This window comes from Halalkalibacter alkalisediminis (assembly GCF_028610705.1).
GTDB lineage: Bacteria > Bacillota > Bacilli > Bacillales > Bacillaceae_D > Halalkalibacter > Halalkalibacter alkalisediminis.
The window spans coordinates 1-18,244 of sequence record NZ_JAQQWT010000016.1; the positions used below are offsets into that span (position 1 = coordinate 1).

Genomic DNA, 18,244 nt, shown 5'->3' on the forward strand with positions numbered 1-18,244 from the left:
AGAATATTCTTTCTGATTTAACCTTCAACGAAACAATTCGATTGACAATAGAGATACTTATTTATGCAATGCTAATGACTCATTATGTGTAAATATGCTATGTTTTATGTATAAAAAACAGAATTTATTTCGAGACAAAAAAAGAAAAAAAGGGTCAGGCCCCCCACTAACGTTCAATGTTATTTATGTTCCTTCCTGTATTTCGAAGGAGTCACACCATAATATTTTTTAAACGAATTCGTAAAGTAAGCAAGGTCTGCATACCCTAATCGCTCTGCTATTTCAGATATGCGTAACGAGGTTCGTTTTAAAAGTCTTTCTGCTTCATTCATTCTAAGTTCTGTTACGTACTCATTAAAGTTCTTCCCCATTTGTTCCTTGAAGAGTTGACTTAAGTAGCTTGAATTTAAATGAACTTCTTTTGCCGCTGCCTTTAGGCTGATATCTCCTGGCATGGATTGCTTAATCAAGCGAATCACCTGTTCGATTGGGGAGAGTTCTTCCTTTATATCTTGTTCCGTGTGTGGCTCGTCTTCTGATTTTTTTTCTGTATCGGTTATCCACTTTTTCAAGCACTTTTCCATATCCTCTATTTCAACCGGTTTCAGTAAGTAATCACAGACACCCATCCGGATTGCCTGGTGAGCATACTCAAATTCATCATGACCACTAATGATCACGACGTCAGATCGAATTTGTTTTTCTCTAATTTGATTCACCAAGGCCAGACCGTCCATAACAGGCATCCGTATATCCGTGAGGGTCAGATCAGCTGAGTGATCCCTTAACCAATCTAATGCCTCGATCCCGTTGGTTACTTCCTTTACCACTTGAAAGGGTAAATTTGTTTTTTCAATCACCTTTCGAATGGCTGTCCGTACCCATTTTTCATCTTCAACTAATAAAATTGAATACATCTACTCACTCCATTTCCTCGTAGGCCATATAAGGGAGACGAACGCCAATCACAGTCCCACTTTCATTCGAACGCTTGATAACGAGTCCAAATGACGGTCCGAAAATTAGTTGATTTCGCCGATGGACATTGACCATTCCGATATGCGAGCCTCCACCTGAAATGTCTTTTTGGTTAAAATCGTCCTGCAGCCGTTCAATCGTTTCTTTCGTCATCCCGACTCCTGTATCTTTGATCCAAAGGATGAATGCTTCATCCGACTCTTTTTCAACAGTCACTTCAATAGCCGTTCTTCCTGCGCTTGGTTCAGCTCCATGAACGATACAATTCTCAATTAATGGCTGCAGCGAGAAACGAGTAATGTGCTGTCTTAAGCCCCATTCCGGTATATGAAACTGATAATCTAGTTTATCTTCAAATCTGAACTTTTGGATGCGCAAATAGAGTTGGCTCATTTCCATTTCCTGTTTTATGCTGACCACTTGCGCCTGTTCTCTAAGATTATATCGAAGGAGCTTAGCCATAGAGGTCGAGATACTCGCGATATCATCCTGATCGTTTTCTAGAGCCATTCCTCGTATCGTTTCTAACGAGTTGTATAAAAAGTGAGGATCCATTTGCGATTGTAGCGCTTTTAATTCAGTTTCTTTCTGACGTAATCGTAGCTCTGACTCTCTGATTTGCGCCATGTATACCTCCTCTACTAGTGAAGAGATTTTATCCATCATTTTATTAAACCCTTCAGACAATTGTCCAAGCTCGTCCTTGGATTCGACTGGTACTCTATGAGAGAAATTCTCTTCCTCCACTCGCCCCATATATCGCTGAAGCGTTCGAATAGGCTTCAATAAATTAGCTGAAAAGCTATAACCTATAAAGAAAACAACTAAAAGTGAAATCAAAATGGTACTCAGGATGATTTTTTTTATATAATTAATCTCTTCTGTAACCTCTCGATAGGGAATCGCAGTAGCTAGAGTCCAACCGATCTGTTCTGACTCACTAAATGTAATTAAATCTGGAGACTTGCCGGAGCTGACAAAGGAACCACTAGTTTGGTCACTCATTTGATTCCAAAGCTCCGGTTCGTAATACGTACCGATTTTTTCAAAAATGGGATGATACACATAGCGTCCATCTTGATCAATAATGAATAAATACCCTGTCGTTCCAGGGTTTATCTTTCTAGCAATATCCGTTAGTCTTTGATAGTTTAAGTCTATGATCAGCATGCCAAAGGGCTGTAAGGTATAAGGGTTCGCGATTCTCTTTGCTACAGAAATAACAGGTAACTCTCTCCCTTGCCATTCGATCACACGGCTAACAATCCTTGGCCCTCCCCTGCCCGTAATGGTTTCATACCAATATTCTCGCTGCAAAAATAAGGATAATTCTGGCGTAACTATTCCAGCAGAATCAACAACCGCAATATCCTCAAGGACTAAAGTTATGTTGGCAATGTCTGATTGTGAGAATGCCTCATTTCTAAGGACGTTGGTGACCAATGGTCGAATTCCACTTTCATCAATTTCCTCAGCACTACTCATTCTTAGAAACTTTACTGTATCGGAATGATTAACGATTTTCAACGTCGTTATTTCATAATCTCTTAAATAATCCTCAATATACGTTTTTACCTGTTCGATGATTTGCCAGTTGTACTCTCTCGCTTCCCGCTCCAACACTTGAGAACTGTATAAATAAAAAATCAATCCCACCGTAATCATCGGTACAACGACTATTACGGCAAAAATCACAAGCATCTTTTCAGTCAATCGCCGATCCAACATCAACAGGGATCTCAGAAATCTATTATTTTTCAATGGCCCACCTACTTAGGATTGGTACATACGTTACTTTTACTATAGTTGTTACTAATAAAACAAACAAGAGGCCCTCTTAGAAGACCTCCGATTTATTAATCTACTGAACACTTAGTTACGGTATTGATCAATAGCATCTAAAATCTCTTGATGTTCTTCACCATGCTTATCAAGTACAGATTTTACTTTTGATTGCCACTCTAACACATTTTCAACTTTTGTTATGGTAACCCCAGCTTCTCTCACTTGTTCTTCTGCAAGCTGCTCAAATTTAGCCCATTCCGCTCTTTGAAACTCAATAGAATCCTTTGCTGCTGTTTGGATAATCTCTTGGTCTTCTGTTGATAATTTACTCCACGTGCTTGATGAGATCACAAGGACTTCAGGAATACGTTGATGGCTATCTAGAATTAGATGGGGAGCCACTTCATAATGTCTAGTTGAATAATAGCTAGGATAGTTATTTTCAGCTGCATCAATCACCCCTGTTTGTAGTCCGCTGTATACTTCACCAAATGCCATGGGTGTCGCGCTTGCTCCGAGGGCATCCATCAAATCAATATTGACAGCATTTTGCTGTACTCGTATCTTCTGACCTTGTAAATCGTCTAAACTAGCAACCGGTTTTGTCGAATAAAAACTACGAGCACCCGAGCTGTAATAAGCCAACCCAAGCATTCTTGAACTCTCTAACTCATTAAGCAACTCGTCTCCATGTTCACTTAATAAAAAATTCCACATATGATCATCATGATCAAAAACGTAAGGTAAGCTGAACACGCCATATCCCTTATAAAACTCTGCAAGTGGCCCTGCACTCGTTCTAGTAAAATCAATAGCCCCTAATTGTACTTGCTCAATCACCGCAGCTTCTTCCCCTAAAGCCGCAGAAGGAAAGACATCAATTTTAATTCGGCCATCAGAGCGCTCCGCTACTAATTCAGCAAAATGCTTATCCGCTAAAGTGGTAGGATAATCAGCAGCGTGAGTTTCAGCCAATCTAAACTCATAGGTCGGCTTATCTCCGCCCGCACTCTCTGTTCCCGTTTCATTGTTACTCTCACTGCTCGAACAACCAACCATCCCAGCAGCCATAATCGATCCTAACAATACGAATAAACCTTTTTTTATGTTCATCTTTAAGAACCTCTCCTTTAATTCTCATTTAATTGTATTTAATTGATGAAAGTTGTTGTTATGGTTTAATGAAACCTAAAGCTAAAACCATATTTGAATAGAGCTCTATCCTCATTGTATTTTGATAACGTTTTCTTTTCTAGATAAAAAGAACAGGTTTCTCCTTTTTCAGAGCTTCCTTATTAGCCAAATTTATTAGGTAGCCACATCACAATCTCAGGAACAAACGTTAACAGTAATAGAATAGCAACCATCACGAAGTAAAAAGGAATCAAGGCTTTTGCCCCTTTTTCTATCGAAACCTTCCCGATCGCGCATCCGGTAAACAACACCGTTCCAACAGGTGGTGTGATGAGTCCAATCCCTAGATTTAAAATCATAATGATTCCAAAGTGAATAGGATCTAAGCCTAATGTATCAACAGCCACAGGATAAAGAATTGGTGTCATGATTAATATGAGTGGTGCCATATCCATTGGTGCCCCTAATATTAGCAACAAAACCGTAATAATCAACATGATCACAATGGGATTGTCCGATAGTGTTAAAAAGAAATCCGTTACCATTCCTGGTATTTGCAAATACGCTAAAATAAACGCGAACGCTTTAGATGCAGCAATTAAAAACAAGACCATTGAAACCGTTCTGAAGGTTTTTTTCAAGATGGTGCCAATTTGAGATAATGGGATTTCACGGTAGACGAAAAACACTAATATAAAGGCGTATAAACACGCAATGGCCCCAGATTCCGTCGCTGTGAATTTCCCTGAAAAAATTCCTCCAAGGATAATAACGCCCGTCATCAGTGAGAGAAAACCATCTAATAAAATTTTAGGCGCCTTTCTTAATGGAACAGGCTCTCCTTTTTCGTACCCTCGTTTACTCGCAATAATGAAAGACATAGCCATCAACCCAATCAGTAGGATAACGGCTGGAACAATCCCCGCAAGAAACAGTGAAGAAATCGATACCCCCCCAGCAGCTAAAGCGTACAAAATCATGTTATGGCTTGGTGGCATTATAACACCTTGAATAGAACTAGCAGCTGTCACCGCAACGGTGTAGTCGCTGTCATAGCCTTTCTTTTTCATCATCGGAATCATGACTGATCCAACGGACGATACATCGGCTACCGCTGATCCGGAAATGTTACCAAATAACAAGCTAGTAAAACAGTTTACCATAGCCAAACCACCGCGAATCATTCCTACAAAGAGATGTGCCATATTAATTAATCGTAAAGCAAGACCTCCTTCACTCATTAACTGCCCTGCCAAGATGAAAAATGGCACAGCCAATAATGTATAAGAATTAACACCTTGGACTAAGTTTGGTACAACCGTAGCCAAAGAGATATCCAAAAACCACATCGTAATCAAAGTAGACCCTGCAAGTACGAGAGCAACAGGGAAACCTAAAAGCAACATAATCACAAAACTACTAAATAAAACGACGGCTCCTGTCATGTCAATCCACCTCTTCCTCTTGTTCGAGATCTTTGTGTCTCCGTGTGTCTATTCCAATGATTTGTAAGAAAGAATAGACACAAATCATTGCTCCTGAAATCGGTACAACCACATACATGACACTACGAGGCCAGCCAGTCGCTGATAAAGTGTTCGAATGCATTAACTCGGAATATTCCCAGCCATAAATGACCAATAGGAGTCCAAATATGAATACAGATATCGTTATGATCTTAGAAAGGCTTCTTTGAGTCATTTGTGGTAAGCGCCTTGTTACGGAATCCATTGATAAATGAAGCACCTCTCTAAAACCAATGGCAATCCCTAAGAAAGCAGTCCAAATTAATAAAAGAAGCGTCAATTCTTCTGACCAAAAGAATACGAAATTCCCAAATGTTCTAGTAAAAACCTGAACCGTTACGATGATTGTCATTAATGTCAGAGAGGTTAGGGCAAACATCTCAAAAAGCCGATCAAATCCAAGAGCAACTCTTTTTAGTACTCCGAACATTCTTTAACCTCCTTCTTTACTGATTACTCTAATTGTAAGGGAGATCAACAACATTGATAACGCTTTCATTTTTAGGTTTTTTTGTAATTTTTTTAGGTTTTTGCGAGAAGTCCAAAAAAGCATCTGACCTTGTACGTTAACGCACCGAGGGTCAGACACTTTTTTGGACTTCATTTTAATTAACTAAAAAAATATTCTAATGGGTATCCTACTACCGAGCATTTAATCGGTGTTCACAGTTCCTATAATCGTTCAAAGGGGTGTTGGATATGGCAAGAAACAAATTGTTAGTGCCTGGTGTAGAAAATGCTCTCAATTCCATGAAACAGGAAATAGCGAATGAATTAGGAGTTGAACTTGGAGCCGATACGACCGCTCGTGCTAATGGTTCTGTTGGTGGAGAGATGACAAAGCGTTTAGTTGCAATGGCAGAAGAACAACTTCGAAATCAACAGCAATATTAGTAATAGGAAAAGTGCCTGTCCTCATTGCTTATGGCAACGAGGGTCAGGCACTTTTTTTACGATGTTGAAAGAAAAAGAAGGGGTGAATTGGATATAAAGTTTTTACATTGATCCTCCATCATCGATATCGTTTTTTTGATCACTAGTTCATGAGGAACTCCAATGATGTCTCTTAGTTCCTCGAAAGAAGTAATAGCGTCCTCAGCAAAGTTTACTTTTTCCACAGATTTCCTCGCTTCTATTTTTGATCATGTACTACACTCAACTATCTCATTTTCCTCAGTAGATACAACAAATATGGGGTTCCAATTAGCGCAACGATCAGTCCACTTGGAATCTCATTAGGTGAAATTAAGACACGACCAACAAAATCAGCTGTTACGAGCAAAATCCCACCTAGTAATCCTGATACAATAATCAATGGAAAGTGGCGGAATCCCACTAATCTTCTCGCGATATGCGGAGCAACAAGTCCGATAAAACCAATGGTTCCTACGAGCGATACGGCTGCCGTACTTAACGCTACCCCGATCACGAGCGCCCAAACTCGGGCAGAGCGAACCGATACCCCGAGTCCAGCCGCCACATCATCCCCGAAGGTTAACGTATCTAATTTACGAGTCATATAGATAGCTGGACCAATAAATACGCCAAACAAAATCAAGGCATATTGAACATCGTCCCATCCTTTTCCATACGTACTACCTGATAGCCACACTAATGCGGCTGCCACTGCTAGCTTTGCTTTCACGACAAAAACTTGCGTCGCAGCTGAGCCAAATGCGGAAATCGCAATCCCCATTAATGCCACGAGCATCGGCGAAAAATTATTTTTCCAAGACGTTACTAAAATAATAAGCAACGCGACAACCGCTCCAATAATCGCCCCAAGCGGCATGTAAGCTGAAGGTATTGCTGGGAACATCACAAGCAACATCATCGCCCCGGCTCCGCCCATGGAGGTAACCCCAATCACACTTGCGTCCGCTAAAGGATTACGTAACACTCCTTGTAAAAGCACCCCGGTTACAGCAAGGATCATCCCAACGATAAAGGAAGTGATCACGCGAGGAATGCGAAAATTCCATACGACTGGACTTGTCCAGTCCAACGTCCATACCGTTCCGTTAAACGAAAAGGCAACGACGATGCTCATACTAATCAAACCAATCAGAATGGGTACGATGACTTTCAATCGAACTGGAGAAGTCGTTCCTCCCATTTGTCGATCCGATTTTTTCAGAGAACGTGCCGTTTTCCATGCTAAATAAAGCAGCCATGGTCCACCGATTAATGCTGTCATCGCGCCAACTGGTACTTCTTGTCCTGGTTGAATGATTCGTCCTAACACATCAGCACCAATTAACATGATCGCACCCCATAAGAACGAATGAACAAAGATCATCAGATGTCCTTTGATCCCTAGCATTCGAACAATGTGCGGGGCCATTAATCCAATAAAACCTATAGGCCCTACTACACTTACCGTTACAGCTGCCAATACAATGGCCACAGCCCATGTAGCAAGCTTCACTGTACCGACCTTTTGTCCAAGTGAAGTAGCAATGTCCTCACCAAGAGATAACGTATCTAGAGGTTTCGCAAGCAGCAATGTTCCTACAAAAGCGATCGCAATCACCGGTGCTGCAAATGTTACACCATTCCAGTTTAATTGAACGAGCGTACCCGCTCCCCATAAAAACAGACCGTTTGTTTTGTTTTCAAATAATAATTGCAACGTTCCTGTTATGGAAGCAAATAACAACGATATGATCATTCCTGTTAATGCAACTCTGACTGGTTCCATTTGCCTACCAGCTAGGGTTACGACCATCACAGAAGATAACACCGCTCCAAGTAAAGCCGTAAGAAACGGAAAGTTCCCTAACATACTAGGGAAGAAAATCGTTGAAGCGACCACAAAGAAAAAGGCACCGGCGTTAATTCCCAATGTGCTAGGAGCAGCCAACGGGTTTCTCGTCAGCGTTTGTAGAGCCGCCCCAGAGACCGCAAGCGCTCCCCCTGCTAGAATTCCAATGACCAGCCTTGGAAGGCGGAAAGACATAACGATATCTTGCACTCTACCTTCCACCCAAACTTCGTTAAGGAGTTCAGTAACTGTGTAAGCCGCTTGCCCTTGAGTCAGATGGATAAGTGACAGCAAACAAAGCAAGAAGAAGCCCCCTGTCAACAAGACAAAGGACTTATTCAGATTACGACCAAACATTATTCATTCACCAATGTGTCCGTAATTTGGTCAATCAACGTACCAGCTGACAGTGGACCACCGTACAACCATGTATCCGGTCCAAGATCATAAACTCGGTCTTCTTTTACAAACGCTAGGTTTTCCCATACTTTATTGCCTTTTAACTGATTATCATAAATATTGTCCTCATCTGGCACGGTATACAGATAGTTAGCTTCTTCATACTTCACTAGACCTTCAACATTAAATGTACTCGAACCAAAGATCTCAAATTGATCTGGTTCATGGACATTGTTTAATCCAATCTTCTCTAAGATGATTGATGCCATAGAGTGTGGAGTAAACACACGAATTTCTGGTGCTTGAGGTCCTGAATAAGCAAGCGTTAAAATAACATCAATTGTTGCAAGGTTAGCCGCTTCAATTTCCGCCTTCGCTGCTTCATATTTATTTTCAAGAGTAGCTAATACGTCAACCGCTTCAGCTTCCTTGCCTACTGCTTTTGCCATTTCATTAAACGTCATTTCCATTTCTTGATAAAGGTTAATGCTCTCATCTTCTGGATATGGATTAAAAATCACCGTTGGGGCAATGGACTCTAATTCAGTCAACATCTCATTATGACGGAAGCTTACACCAATAATTAAATCTGGCTCTAAGGACGCAATAACCTCTAAATTAGGTTCTTGACGACCACCTACATCTGTGACGCTCTCGTCTAATTGTGGCTCGATATTTACATAGTCTCCGTATGAAGCCATATCAGCCATCCCTGTCGGCTGAATGCCAAGAGCTAATAAATTTTCTGCATATGTCCATTCAAGCACGACTACTTTTTGCGCAGGGGCATCCAAAGTCACTTCCCCATTTACACCTGTTATCGTTACTTGATTGTCTCCTTCTGTATTCTCTGTTGGTGTTTCCTCAGCGTTTGAAGAGCACGCTGCTAATAACAATGACATGATAAGTACAAAGATGATTCCTTGTTTCATTTTTTTGACCTCCAAAATATGTTTCTTTTATGAAATATGAACATGAACATGATAATCATTATCAACACTTTCTTAGTTTAAAGTCATTTGTCCCGTTTGTAAACAATAATTTAAAATGCAATTAAAAATCATTCTCACTATCTCTTATTTGTGGTACGATAGATCTAATGAGAGAACGTATCAATTAGACTCAACTAACGATGTGGAGGAATTTTGAAATGAAGCCATCTATTCAGACAACTGGATTGTCCATCGGGTATCATGATCGGTTATTGTTTGAAGACTTAGACTTAACGATTCCACGTGGTGAGATTTCTGTATTTGTGGGGAGTAACGGTTGTGGAAAATCTACCCTTTTACGGTCGATTGCACGTTTATTAAAACCCACACAAGGCTCAATCTTATTAGAAGGAAAAGACGTACATCATATGTCTTCAAAGGAAGTCGCTAAAAAGATGGGCATTTTACCTCAGTCCCCTATTTCACCAGAAGGCTTAACCGTACATGATTTAGTAAAACAAGGCCGTTATCCACATCAATCATGGCTAAAACGCTGGACAGAAGATGACTCGGAGAAAGTCGAAGCCGCTATGAAAGCAACCCGCGTCGATGAATTACGCAACCGTCCGGTCGACGAACTTTCAGGCGGGCAACGTCAGCGTGCATGGATTGCCATGACCCTTGCCCAAGATACAGACGTCATCTTACTAGATGAGCCAACAACGTATTTAGATATGACCCATCAAATAGAGATTTTAGACTTATTATTCGAATTAAACGAAAGTCACTCTCGCACCATTATTATGGTGTTACATGATATCAATTTAGCTTCTCGCTATGCACACAATATTATTGCCATTAAAGACGGCACTGTATTCCGTCAAGGAACTCCTGAGGCCATTATTAATTGTGAATTGGTCCGTGCTGTATTCGGAATGGAGTGCCAAGTGGCAATAGATCCACTATTTGGTACCCCTCACTGCATTCCCTTTGGCCGCGGACGGTGTGTCGTCCCAAAAGTGAATGAGGCGATAGCCGGTGTTTAATGTACGTTCACGTTGTTAGCGGGGAATTAGGGATTTATGACGTTAGCGATATCTGAATGGTCATTTTCATCAATAAATTACAGGCATAAACGAAACATCTGAACCTTAACTGAAGCCGTAGCGACGTTGATCTAATCTGCGTTGCTACGTTTTTTTATAAGAGCAATCTCAATGGAGACTCATGCGTAAAATGAAAAGAGCTGGCGATCTATTTATTGATCATCAGCTCTTCATCCATTATCGTGATTTAATTCTTCTTTTCCTTTAGTTCTGTCAAGAGTGTAATTATTTCTTTATTTTGTTGAACCTGTTCTTCTGAATTTAACATGATTAATCTAATCCATCTAATAACGAACGCAACTAAAATGATAGGTATTAAATATATTAAAATTCCAACCCCAATTCCCAATAAACGATCTCCTCTCTTTCTGTTTCCGTTTGTTTTATATACCTTCGTCGTGAACGAAGTAAAATTTCTCCTGCTTATTGAATATCTATACAACCAAACCGTGAAAAAATTATTACAAGTTTCCTTCATATAAATTATTTGTTTAGTAAAAACTAAAGAAAATAATTTATATGAAGGGAAATGTTATGGTTAAAACACAAATTTTTGATGAATATTCTTATAAAGAAGCTCAATTAATGAATGAAAAATTTCAAATTTGGTTAGAACACTCTCTTTTTACTTGGCAGTGGTGGTTCGGTGTTATAGTGTTATTATTAGCAATTATTTTTTGGTTGAAATTCAGAGATAGAAATAGCACTGATCGACTGTTATATTCAGGTTTGTTCGTAGCAATAACTGCGTCTTTTCTTGATACGATTGGCCATTCTATTGGTTTATTCCATTACCACTATGAAGTATTTCCTTTTACTCCTACCTACTTGCCTTGGAGTATAGCTATAATACCGATCATCGTTATGTTTTTTTTACAATATAAACCTAATGTTAATCCCCTTTTAAAATCAGTTATTTTCTCTACATTTGCGTCATTTATAGCCTTACCTTTACTAAGTTTTATCAGAATCTTCCATCCAGTTAAATGGAACTATTTTTACTCTTTCCTCATTTTAATTGTCATTTACTTGATGGCTCATTTCTTTGTACAAAGGAACAATTTTGAAAAAATCACCTGAAGCTTTGAACTTAAGAGCAAAAATCACAAATTCAGTTAAGATGATAAGGGGGGTACTTAATTTAGTACCTTCCTGGTTGGTCTATGTTTAAACCTTCCTACTTTATCAAAAGCTTCTAAGACATCCGGATCACTCTGGAATTGTTTCTAGTTAAGTCTTCTTTTAAAAATATTGCGCCCCCTCAGCTCTTTGAAAAACGGCTTCAGAATTAGCTATTCATCTCACTAATTTTATCCAATGTCTTAATAGATGTTCGGAGTAATGAAGTTTCACCAATAAACAATTCCTCTTTTTGACAAAAATGAATAAAATCTTTATAGCCATTAAAAATGGACTCTAATAATTCCTCCTTTGATATTTTCGGCAGCACTACCACTAATTGCCTGAACCAATTTTAAGATAGCCTTTTGCAATATACTGAACTGCTACTCTAAGTGTAGCTGCTCCTAGATAGTACATAACAACAGGAATTGCTGAATCTTGTCCTCCTGCCGTATTGACTTCATATTCTTCTCCCGTATTAAGATCTCTAAAAATGGCTATAAAAGTGTCCCCTTCAGATTCTATGACATCCACACTATATTCATTAATTGTCCCTTCTTCATTCTCAACAATTTCACTTGCTAATAATATTTCTTCCGTTTCTAGATCAATGTCATTTTCCAAGTTTGCTTCTAAATCTTCTGCTTCAAAGTTGGTTTCAATTAACATACTTTCCTCTTTTAAATCAACAACCTCTATTTCTAAATCTTCTGCATCCTCGAGAAATAAATTTAAAAACCGCATTGTTTACATATTTTTAATAACACAAATGAGGAATATTTTGTTAAAATAAAGCTCGCATGTTCGATCTTGATAGATACAATAATGGCAAACTTACTGAGAAGTAAGGACGCAAAGCTAAAGGGACTAACGGTTCATCCAATGTCAGCCAGTTGCCAGTGAAAATAAAACTTCCTTAGAAAATACATTACTTTTCATTTGGCCTAATTTTTTAAGGAGTGAGTAGAAATTATGGATTTAAAAGAGCCAGAGCTTCGAGATGCTCTGCAACAATTTGACTCTCTAATTATTGAATACCCAGATGACAGGCATGCAATACCTGAATTCACCAGTTTCATTACTAAGTTAGTCAAGACTAAAACAAATACGGTAACTTTACCTATTGAAGATGTTATGGCGATTATGAAAGAGAAAAAACCACTAGTTTTTTCTATCTTACGTAGCGAGTACAGTAACAATATTATGATTAATGTTGTTACTCATATTGATAAAGAATATGGGGAGGCATATAGAAAATTAAATGATTTAAAACGAAAATTAGGGATCATTTTAAAATATTGACTGTTTTAGGGGAACCCTCAAAGTAGGACTCTTTTGACGTAAAATAATAGCAGTAACCTTTCCGATGGGTTACTGCTTCAACATGTACGTCCTGTGATGTGAGTCCATCACTGACTATATACTATAGTATTTTTAAGTTATTGCCACACACTTCGTCTAGAACAACTACCTCTTTTTCATTTCCAAACGAACAAGAATAGTAGCCACTTCTTGACGAATCATAGGTTCTTGCTTGCTTATATAATTCAACCGTATTTATCGCATAAGTAAAATCTTGATAATCAATAGATTTTAATGAATCCATTTCTTCTAGGCGGATCATTTCCATTCCTAACTGTTGATTTTCCTCTTTTGTTATCTCATCTTCTGCATCTTCCACAGGGTTCCCTAAAAAATATTAAAGTCGTAATGATAAATAATAATACGATAGCAACCTATAAAACTATTCTCATACAATCCTCCTATTCATTTTAATTCATTCTCTTTTATAATGGGTTATCAATTCACGAAAGAATGCCTTACAACTTATTCTCTATATCTTTTCCACTATTAAAATTTAAAATAAATACGTCTGAACTAGGAAATTTAAAAACCAGACTCTTTCTCCCCAAATAAGTCACACCAACCAACCCTTGATTACTATTATTAGTGCGAATTAACTATTATTAGGTCTTAATTGTTTTCTTATATTTATTTAACAATTTTTATATTACAACAATATAAGTCATGTGTTAATTTTATGAAAAGGCTTTCATTTTTTGGTACTTTAAGGAGGTGCTAACGCAATCATATTGAGTTTCTTATGTTTTCGACCTTTTTAGATTCACGAAGCAAGGAGATTTTTTAGAAAGCCCCTCAGCATGATTTGCAAAGTGTCCATACTAATCTTATCGAGAGTGAAGGTGGAAAAATGACGAAGAAAAAGAAAAATGCCAAGAGAGGTTTTGCCATTTTTTTAGCAACTTTATTAACAGCAACGAGCTTGCCATTCACAGCAGGAAGTGCTTTTGCCCAAGATGAACCTTTCGAAATAAGGTTTGATTTTGGAACGTCTGATAGTTCAGTTGCAGATGGATATGTCAAAGTCACAGAGGAAAGCATTTACAGCGCGGAACAAGGTTTTGGATTCACCGATACGACAAATGTACTAGCTACGAATCGAGAGAGCACGGATGAATTACAAAGTGATTTTGTCTCCTTCTCTGACACAATTTTTTCAGTCGATCTTCCAAATGGAGATTACGCTGTTTCGATCGTTTCAGGTGACGCTGATGAAACAACTGAATTTGGTGTCAAAGCAGAATCGATTCAAAAGATACAAGATACCTCTTTAAACGCTGGGCAATTTACAGACAAAAATTTTGAAATTGCTTTGATTGACGGGCAATTGACGATTGAATTAACAGGCAAACAGCCAAAAATCAATGCATTAACCATTACAGAGCTACCAAGACGTATCTCTGCCGCTCACCCTACTGTGTATGTTGCAAGTGACTCTACTGCGCAAACATACGACCCTTATTGGAACCCACAAGCAGGTTGGGGACAAATGCTCCCTCGTTACTTTGATACAGATGTGACGATCAAAAACCATGCAATCGGAGGCAGAAGCTCAAAAACGTTCTATACAGAAGGCCGTTTAGACACTATTTTACGTGAGATTAAGCCAAATGATTATTTACTGATTCAGTTCGGTCATAACGATGCAACCATTAGTGTTCCAGAACGTTATACATCGGTTGAGGATTTTAAAATTTATATGGAAACCTACGTCGCTGGTATTCGCCAACGTGGAGGCATTCCCATCTTAGTCACTCCTGTTGGACGCCGCAGCTTTAATCCTGAAACAGAGAAATTCAATATTAGCTTCCCTGGATACAAACAAGCCATGGAAGATGTAGCAGCGGAACAAGACGTCTTACTCGTAGACTTAAACACATTAAGCCGCGAGTATTATGATGAAATTGGACCAGAGGGAACTCGTTCCGTATTCTTGCACGTAGATGCAGGGGTCTACTCTGCCTTTCCAGAAGGAAGAACAGATGATACACATTTCCAAGCATATGGTGCCACTCAAATTGCAAGACTTCTCTCAGGAGGAATTGCAAAACTTGACACGCCACTCGCCAATTATGTAGTAGAGATTGCCCCCCCTGAAAGCGCACCTTCACCGCCAACAGCTTTGGTCTTTTCTAGCATAAGCAATGCCGGAGCTTTGCTTACATGGGACGATGTTGAAGGGGCGGATATTTATCGCATTTATCGTAAGCCATCCAATGAAGATGAGTTTAAACTGATAGGTACATCAACCATTTCACGCCATAGTTTAACTGGAATGGACGAAGTAACAACGTATGACGTAGTCGTTACAGCAGTTAATCTTAAAGGTGAATCAAAACAATCCGAAATCGTTCAGGTTACAACACAGGAGGCCACCCTAAAATTTGATTTCGGCTTAGACGGAACCCCTGTTGCTGGTGGCTATACGGCGGTTAACTTATCAACAATTTATTCGAAAGAACGTGGGTATGGAATTGTCGACAGCGAAGGTATGATTGGACGTGATCGTGGTGAAGGCGGAGATGTTCTCCGTGATTGGCTCGGTTATTTCAATGTTGGTTGGCATTTTAACGTAGACGTTCCAAACGGCCTTTATGCAGTAAAAATGTATGTTGGCGATTTTCTAGGAAGTGCACGTACAAATTTAGCGATAGAGGGAGAAGACTACGGAGCAGTCAATGCACCTAGCCGAGGCTACATTGAACGAGTGATTACAAATGTGAAAATTACGGATGGACAAATGAATTTTCATTTTACCGGTTCAACAGGAATTGTCAACGGTATCGAGCTTACGCCGATTCTCGTTGCTCCTTCAGACATTGCCTTAACTGATCAATCTATAGATGCGAATAATCCATCTGTCACACTTTCTTGGAACGAAACGGTAGGTGCTAACTCGTATAACATCTATCGTCAAACGTCTGGAACTGAACAAGCTGAGTTGATTAAGAATGTGAACGAAACAACATTTACCGATCCAACTGTTGACTTAGGCAAAGTATATGATTATACCATTACAACCGTTGATAACTCAGGGGCAGAATCAGTAGCCTCTCTCCCATTAACTGTTGAAATGATTGGCGAGTCACACCCTGATACCACCTCTCCAACGACTACTCATCTTATCGATCAGGAAGCAATAAATGGCTGGTATAACAGCAATGTGACCATCGAACTTGATGCAGTTGATGCTGATTCAGGTGTGGCAGACACTTACTATAGTGTAAATAACGGTGAACAACAGGTCGGACGCCAGATCGTACTTGAAGAGGAAGGCATATATAACGTCTCTTACTGGAGCATAGATCTCTCAGGAAATACAGAAGAAAAAAATCATGTTGAGGTTTCTATCGATAAAACCGCTCCAACGATTGACTTTTCTGTTGAAGCTGATACGATCTTTACGGTTGACCAAGAAATAAGCATCTCTTGTGAAGTAGAAGATGCTTTATCAGGTATCGATTCGGTCACATGTGAAGAATCAACAAAACTTGCATATGAACTCGGGGTGGGAACTTATACGCTCACTGCCGAAGCAACGGATAAAGCAGGAAATAGCATTAAAAAAGACATTGAAATCTTTATTGAAGTGAACTATGATAGCCTTTCTTCATTAAGTCAAAAATTTATAGACCTTAATAACGGTAACGCTGATATTACTGAAGGCTTGCAGAGCAAACTAGCAGCCGCAAAGATTTCGAACGAAAAAGGAAATACGAAAGCACGCGACAACCAGCTGAATGCTTTTGTGAATCAAGTAAATAGTCAAACGGGAAAAGCCTTAGCCAACGAGCAAGCGGAAACTCTTATTAATTTAGCGAAAGCTTTAATGGAATAACCTTTAATCCCCAAGTAGTCTGCTACTTGGGGATTTCTATTAATAACGATTTTGTTATTTAAATGCTTATAAATGTCGCTTTACAATTTGCACTTCATCCTCACTTTTGTAATCCTTTATCTAATTCTTAAGCATTATCTTTGTTTCTGGATTTTTTTGCATAAGAATGGTACGACAGTCCGTTCACTATAATTCGCGTGATGCCTGTAAAAAATAAGCCGACAGCGTCTACACTGTCGGCTTATTTTCATTTTGTAAATGGAACATTCAACAATTCTGGTACTGTGACAAACTCGTACCCTTGTTGTTGCAATGTCGGGATAATTTGGTGAAGAGATTCAACTGTATTCGTTCTATCTCCATCCCAATCTGCACCGTCATGCATAAGAATAATTGCTCCTGGATGAGTGTTCTCTAACACAGTTGAAGCAATGACTTCTGGTGGATCTTCCTCCCAATCCAACGAATCCACTGACCATCCGATAACTAAATATTGCATTTCAGCTAGCTTTTCGACCAATTCATTATATAAAAAGCCATATGGTGGTCGGAATAGACTTGTTCGATAACCAATAATATCATTAAGGACGTCTTCAGTTCTTGTTACTTCCCTCTCTAGTGTTGGGATATCGGCCTCTTTAACAAGGTTAGGATGGAAGTATGTATGGTTTCCAATGACATGACCTTCATTATTCATCCTCTCAACAATTTCAGGATAAGCAATAGCTCGCGACCCCATTAAGAAAAACGTGCCAGGTACATTGTACTGATTTAATATATTTAATACGTCCTCAGTAAAACGTGGGTCAGGTCCATCATCAAAGGTTAAAGCAATTCTATTTTGATCAGTAGGACCCTGTAAGATAAAAGTATCTGGATACCGTTGCTGCAAGATCGTCATATCAACAGGCTGCTGACGAACTCGCTCTGGATTTTCAGGTCCCCCTCTAAGGTCAGGAAAGTCTTCCTTAGGTTTATCTGATTTATCTTTTTTCCACCAGAACTGTTGCCAAGTATCACCTTGAGCTGGCTCATTTGCAGAAACAGTCATGATATTCGAAATTTGAAAACAAAACAAAAGCACAACAACTAACATCAACTTAAACATTCTTTCGTTCATCTATTCATCTCCTATTAAAAAGTTATACATAGTTATTTTTGATAAAAATGGAGGGATTATTCAAAGAAAAAGAAAACAGCCTACATTTTTTCTTTGCTTTGTTTCTCCCTAAAAATATGAGTAAAAGGAGATGAAATAATTTCTATAATATTTCTCGCTGTCTAGGAGTCATTAATGA

General features: G+C 39.0%; 16 protein-coding genes and 1 riboswitch. Of the genes, 5 read left to right on the forward strand and 11 right to left on the reverse strand.

Annotated elements, in window-relative coordinates:
- Nucleotides 1–179 precede the first annotated feature (179 nt).
- From PQ474_RS17725 to PQ474_RS17745, 5 genes are all read right to left on the reverse strand, one after another.
- The gene (locus PQ474_RS17725) at nt 180–917 is read right to left on the reverse strand and encodes a response regulator transcription factor (protein ID WP_273846028.1); all 738 of its coding nucleotides are present in this window, start codon (nt 915–917) and stop codon (nt 180–182) included.
- Between the two features lie 4 nt (nt 918–921).
- Nucleotides 922–2,739, reverse strand: coding sequence for a sensor histidine kinase (locus PQ474_RS17730; protein ID WP_273846030.1), 1,818 nt, complete (start codon nt 2,737–2,739; stop codon nt 922–924).
- 111 nt (nt 2,740–2,850) lie between these two features.
- On the reverse strand, nt 2,851–3,876 hold the full coding sequence (locus tag PQ474_RS17735; protein WP_273846032.1) for a TRAP transporter substrate-binding protein: 1,026 nt from the start codon (nt 3,874–3,876) through the stop codon (nt 2,851–2,853).
- A 182-nt stretch (nt 3,877–4,058) separates the two neighbouring features.
- Entirely contained in the window at nt 4,059–5,342 is a 1,284-nt protein-coding gene (locus tag PQ474_RS17740) for a TRAP transporter large permease (RefSeq protein WP_273846034.1), read from the reverse strand.
- Between the two features lies 1 nt (nt 5,343).
- Complete coding sequence (locus PQ474_RS17745; RefSeq protein WP_273846036.1) at nt 5,344–5,853, reverse strand: TRAP transporter small permease; 510 nt, start codon at nt 5,851–5,853, stop codon at nt 5,344–5,346.
- Nucleotides 5,854–6,122: 269 nt separating this feature from the next.
- Between PQ474_RS17745 and PQ474_RS17750 the strand changes: the two genes are divergently transcribed.
- Nucleotides 6,123–6,317 (forward strand): alpha/beta-type small acid-soluble spore protein, encoded by a 195-nt coding sequence (locus PQ474_RS17750; protein WP_273846038.1) that lies wholly within the window; start codon nt 6,123–6,125, stop codon nt 6,315–6,317.
- Nucleotides 6,318–6,373: 56 nt separating this feature from the next.
- Here PQ474_RS17750 and PQ474_RS17755 read toward each other — a convergent pair whose 3' ends face one another.
- The 3 genes from PQ474_RS17755 to PQ474_RS17765 are packed head-to-tail and all read right to left on the reverse strand — an operon-like array spanning nt 6,374 to nt 9,518.
- Complete coding sequence (locus PQ474_RS17755; protein ID WP_273846040.1) at nt 6,374–6,541, reverse strand: hypothetical protein; 168 nt, start codon at nt 6,539–6,541, stop codon at nt 6,374–6,376.
- A 41-nt stretch (nt 6,542–6,582) separates the two neighbouring features.
- The gene (locus PQ474_RS17760) at nt 6,583–8,544 is read right to left on the reverse strand and encodes an iron ABC transporter permease (RefSeq protein ID WP_273846041.1); all 1,962 of its coding nucleotides are present in this window, start codon (nt 8,542–8,544) and stop codon (nt 6,583–6,585) included.
- On the reverse strand, nt 8,544–9,518 hold the full coding sequence (locus tag PQ474_RS17765; RefSeq protein ID WP_273846044.1) for an ABC transporter substrate-binding protein: 975 nt from the start codon (nt 9,516–9,518) through the stop codon (nt 8,544–8,546). Before PQ474_RS17765 ends, PQ474_RS17760 begins: the two co-directional genes overlap by 1 nt.
- Before the next feature lie 218 nt (nt 9,519–9,736).
- On the opposite strand from PQ474_RS17765, the gene PQ474_RS17770 reads away from it, so the two are divergent.
- Nucleotides 9,737–10,564, forward strand: a complete 828-nt coding sequence (locus PQ474_RS17770; RefSeq protein WP_273846046.1) for an ABC transporter ATP-binding protein — start codon at nt 9,737–9,739, stop codon at nt 10,562–10,564.
- Between the two features lie 594 nt (nt 10,565–11,158).
- Nucleotides 11,159–11,704, forward strand: a complete 546-nt coding sequence (locus tag PQ474_RS17775) for a CBO0543 family protein (RefSeq protein WP_273846048.1) — start codon at nt 11,159–11,161, stop codon at nt 11,702–11,704.
- A 375-nt stretch (nt 11,705–12,079) separates the two neighbouring features.
- Here the strand turns inward: PQ474_RS17775 and PQ474_RS17780 are convergent, their stop codons facing one another.
- Nucleotides 12,080–12,490, reverse strand: coding sequence for an SAR2788 family putative toxin (locus tag PQ474_RS17780; RefSeq protein WP_273846051.1), 411 nt, complete (start codon nt 12,488–12,490; stop codon nt 12,080–12,082).
- Between the two features lie 73 nt (nt 12,491–12,563).
- Nucleotides 12,564–12,647: riboswitch (cyclic di-GMP riboswitch) on the forward strand.
- Between the two features lie 71 nt (nt 12,648–12,718).
- On the opposite strand from PQ474_RS17780, the gene PQ474_RS17785 reads away from it, so the two are divergent.
- Nucleotides 12,719–13,048 (forward strand): hypothetical protein, encoded by a 330-nt coding sequence (locus PQ474_RS17785; protein ID WP_273846053.1) that lies wholly within the window; start codon nt 12,719–12,721, stop codon nt 13,046–13,048.
- Nucleotides 13,049–13,169: 121 nt separating this feature from the next.
- On the opposite strand, the gene PQ474_RS17790 is transcribed toward PQ474_RS17785, so the two are convergent.
- Nucleotides 13,170–13,427, reverse strand: a complete 258-nt coding sequence (locus PQ474_RS17790; RefSeq protein WP_273846055.1) for a hypothetical protein — start codon at nt 13,425–13,427, stop codon at nt 13,170–13,172.
- Between the two features lie 531 nt (nt 13,428–13,958).
- On the opposite strand from PQ474_RS17790, the gene PQ474_RS17795 reads away from it, so the two are divergent.
- On the forward strand, nt 13,959–16,946 hold the full coding sequence (locus PQ474_RS17795) for an OmpL47-type beta-barrel domain-containing protein (RefSeq protein ID WP_273846057.1): 2,988 nt from the start codon (nt 13,959–13,961) through the stop codon (nt 16,944–16,946).
- Between the two features lie 247 nt (nt 16,947–17,193).
- On the opposite strand, the gene PQ474_RS17800 is transcribed toward PQ474_RS17795, so the two are convergent.
- Nucleotides 17,194–18,066 (reverse strand): polysaccharide deacetylase family protein, encoded by an 873-nt coding sequence (locus tag PQ474_RS17800; protein ID WP_273846058.1) that lies wholly within the window; start codon nt 18,064–18,066, stop codon nt 17,194–17,196.
- Nucleotides 18,067–18,244: the final 178 nt, after the last annotated feature.

What these genes read in the sequence shown, in the direction of transcription:
- PQ474_RS17725 (WP_273846028.1), bottom strand. Translation starts at nt 917, where the DNA reads ATGTATTCAATTTTATTAGTTGAAGATGAAAAATGGGTACGGACAGCC.
- PQ474_RS17735 (WP_273846032.1), bottom strand. Translation starts at nt 3,876, where the DNA reads ATGAACATAAAAAAAGGTTTATTCGTATTGTTAGGATCGATTATGGCT.
- PQ474_RS17740 (WP_273846034.1), bottom strand. Translation starts at nt 5,342, where the DNA reads ATGACAGGAGCCGTCGTTTTATTTAGTAGTTTTGTGATTATGTTGCTT.
- PQ474_RS17745 (WP_273846036.1), bottom strand. Translation starts at nt 5,853, where the DNA reads ATGTTCGGAGTACTAAAAAGAGTTGCTCTTGGATTTGATCGGCTTTTT.
- PQ474_RS17750 (WP_273846038.1), top strand. Translation starts at nt 6,123, where the DNA reads ATGGCAAGAAACAAATTGTTAGTGCCTGGTGTAGAAAATGCTCTCAAT.
- PQ474_RS17760 (WP_273846041.1), bottom strand. Translation starts at nt 8,544, where the DNA reads ATGTTTGGTCGTAATCTGAATAAGTCCTTTGTCTTGTTGACAGGGGGC.
- PQ474_RS17765 (WP_273846044.1), bottom strand. Translation starts at nt 9,518, where the DNA reads ATGAAACAAGGAATCATCTTTGTACTTATCATGTCATTGTTATTAGCA.
- PQ474_RS17770 (WP_273846046.1), top strand. Translation starts at nt 9,737, where the DNA reads ATGAAGCCATCTATTCAGACAACTGGATTGTCCATCGGGTATCATGAT.
- PQ474_RS17775 (WP_273846048.1), top strand. Translation starts at nt 11,159, where the DNA reads ATGGTTAAAACACAAATTTTTGATGAATATTCTTATAAAGAAGCTCAA.
- PQ474_RS17780 (WP_273846051.1), bottom strand. Translation starts at nt 12,490, where the DNA reads ATGCGGTTTTTAAATTTATTTCTCGAGGATGCAGAAGATTTAGAAATA.
- PQ474_RS17785 (WP_273846053.1), top strand. Translation starts at nt 12,719, where the DNA reads ATGGATTTAAAAGAGCCAGAGCTTCGAGATGCTCTGCAACAATTTGAC.
- PQ474_RS17795 (WP_273846057.1), top strand. Translation starts at nt 13,959, where the DNA reads ATGACGAAGAAAAAGAAAAATGCCAAGAGAGGTTTTGCCATTTTTTTA.
- PQ474_RS17800 (WP_273846058.1), bottom strand. Translation starts at nt 18,066, where the DNA reads ATGAACGAAAGAATGTTTAAGTTGATGTTAGTTGTTGTGCTTTTGTTT.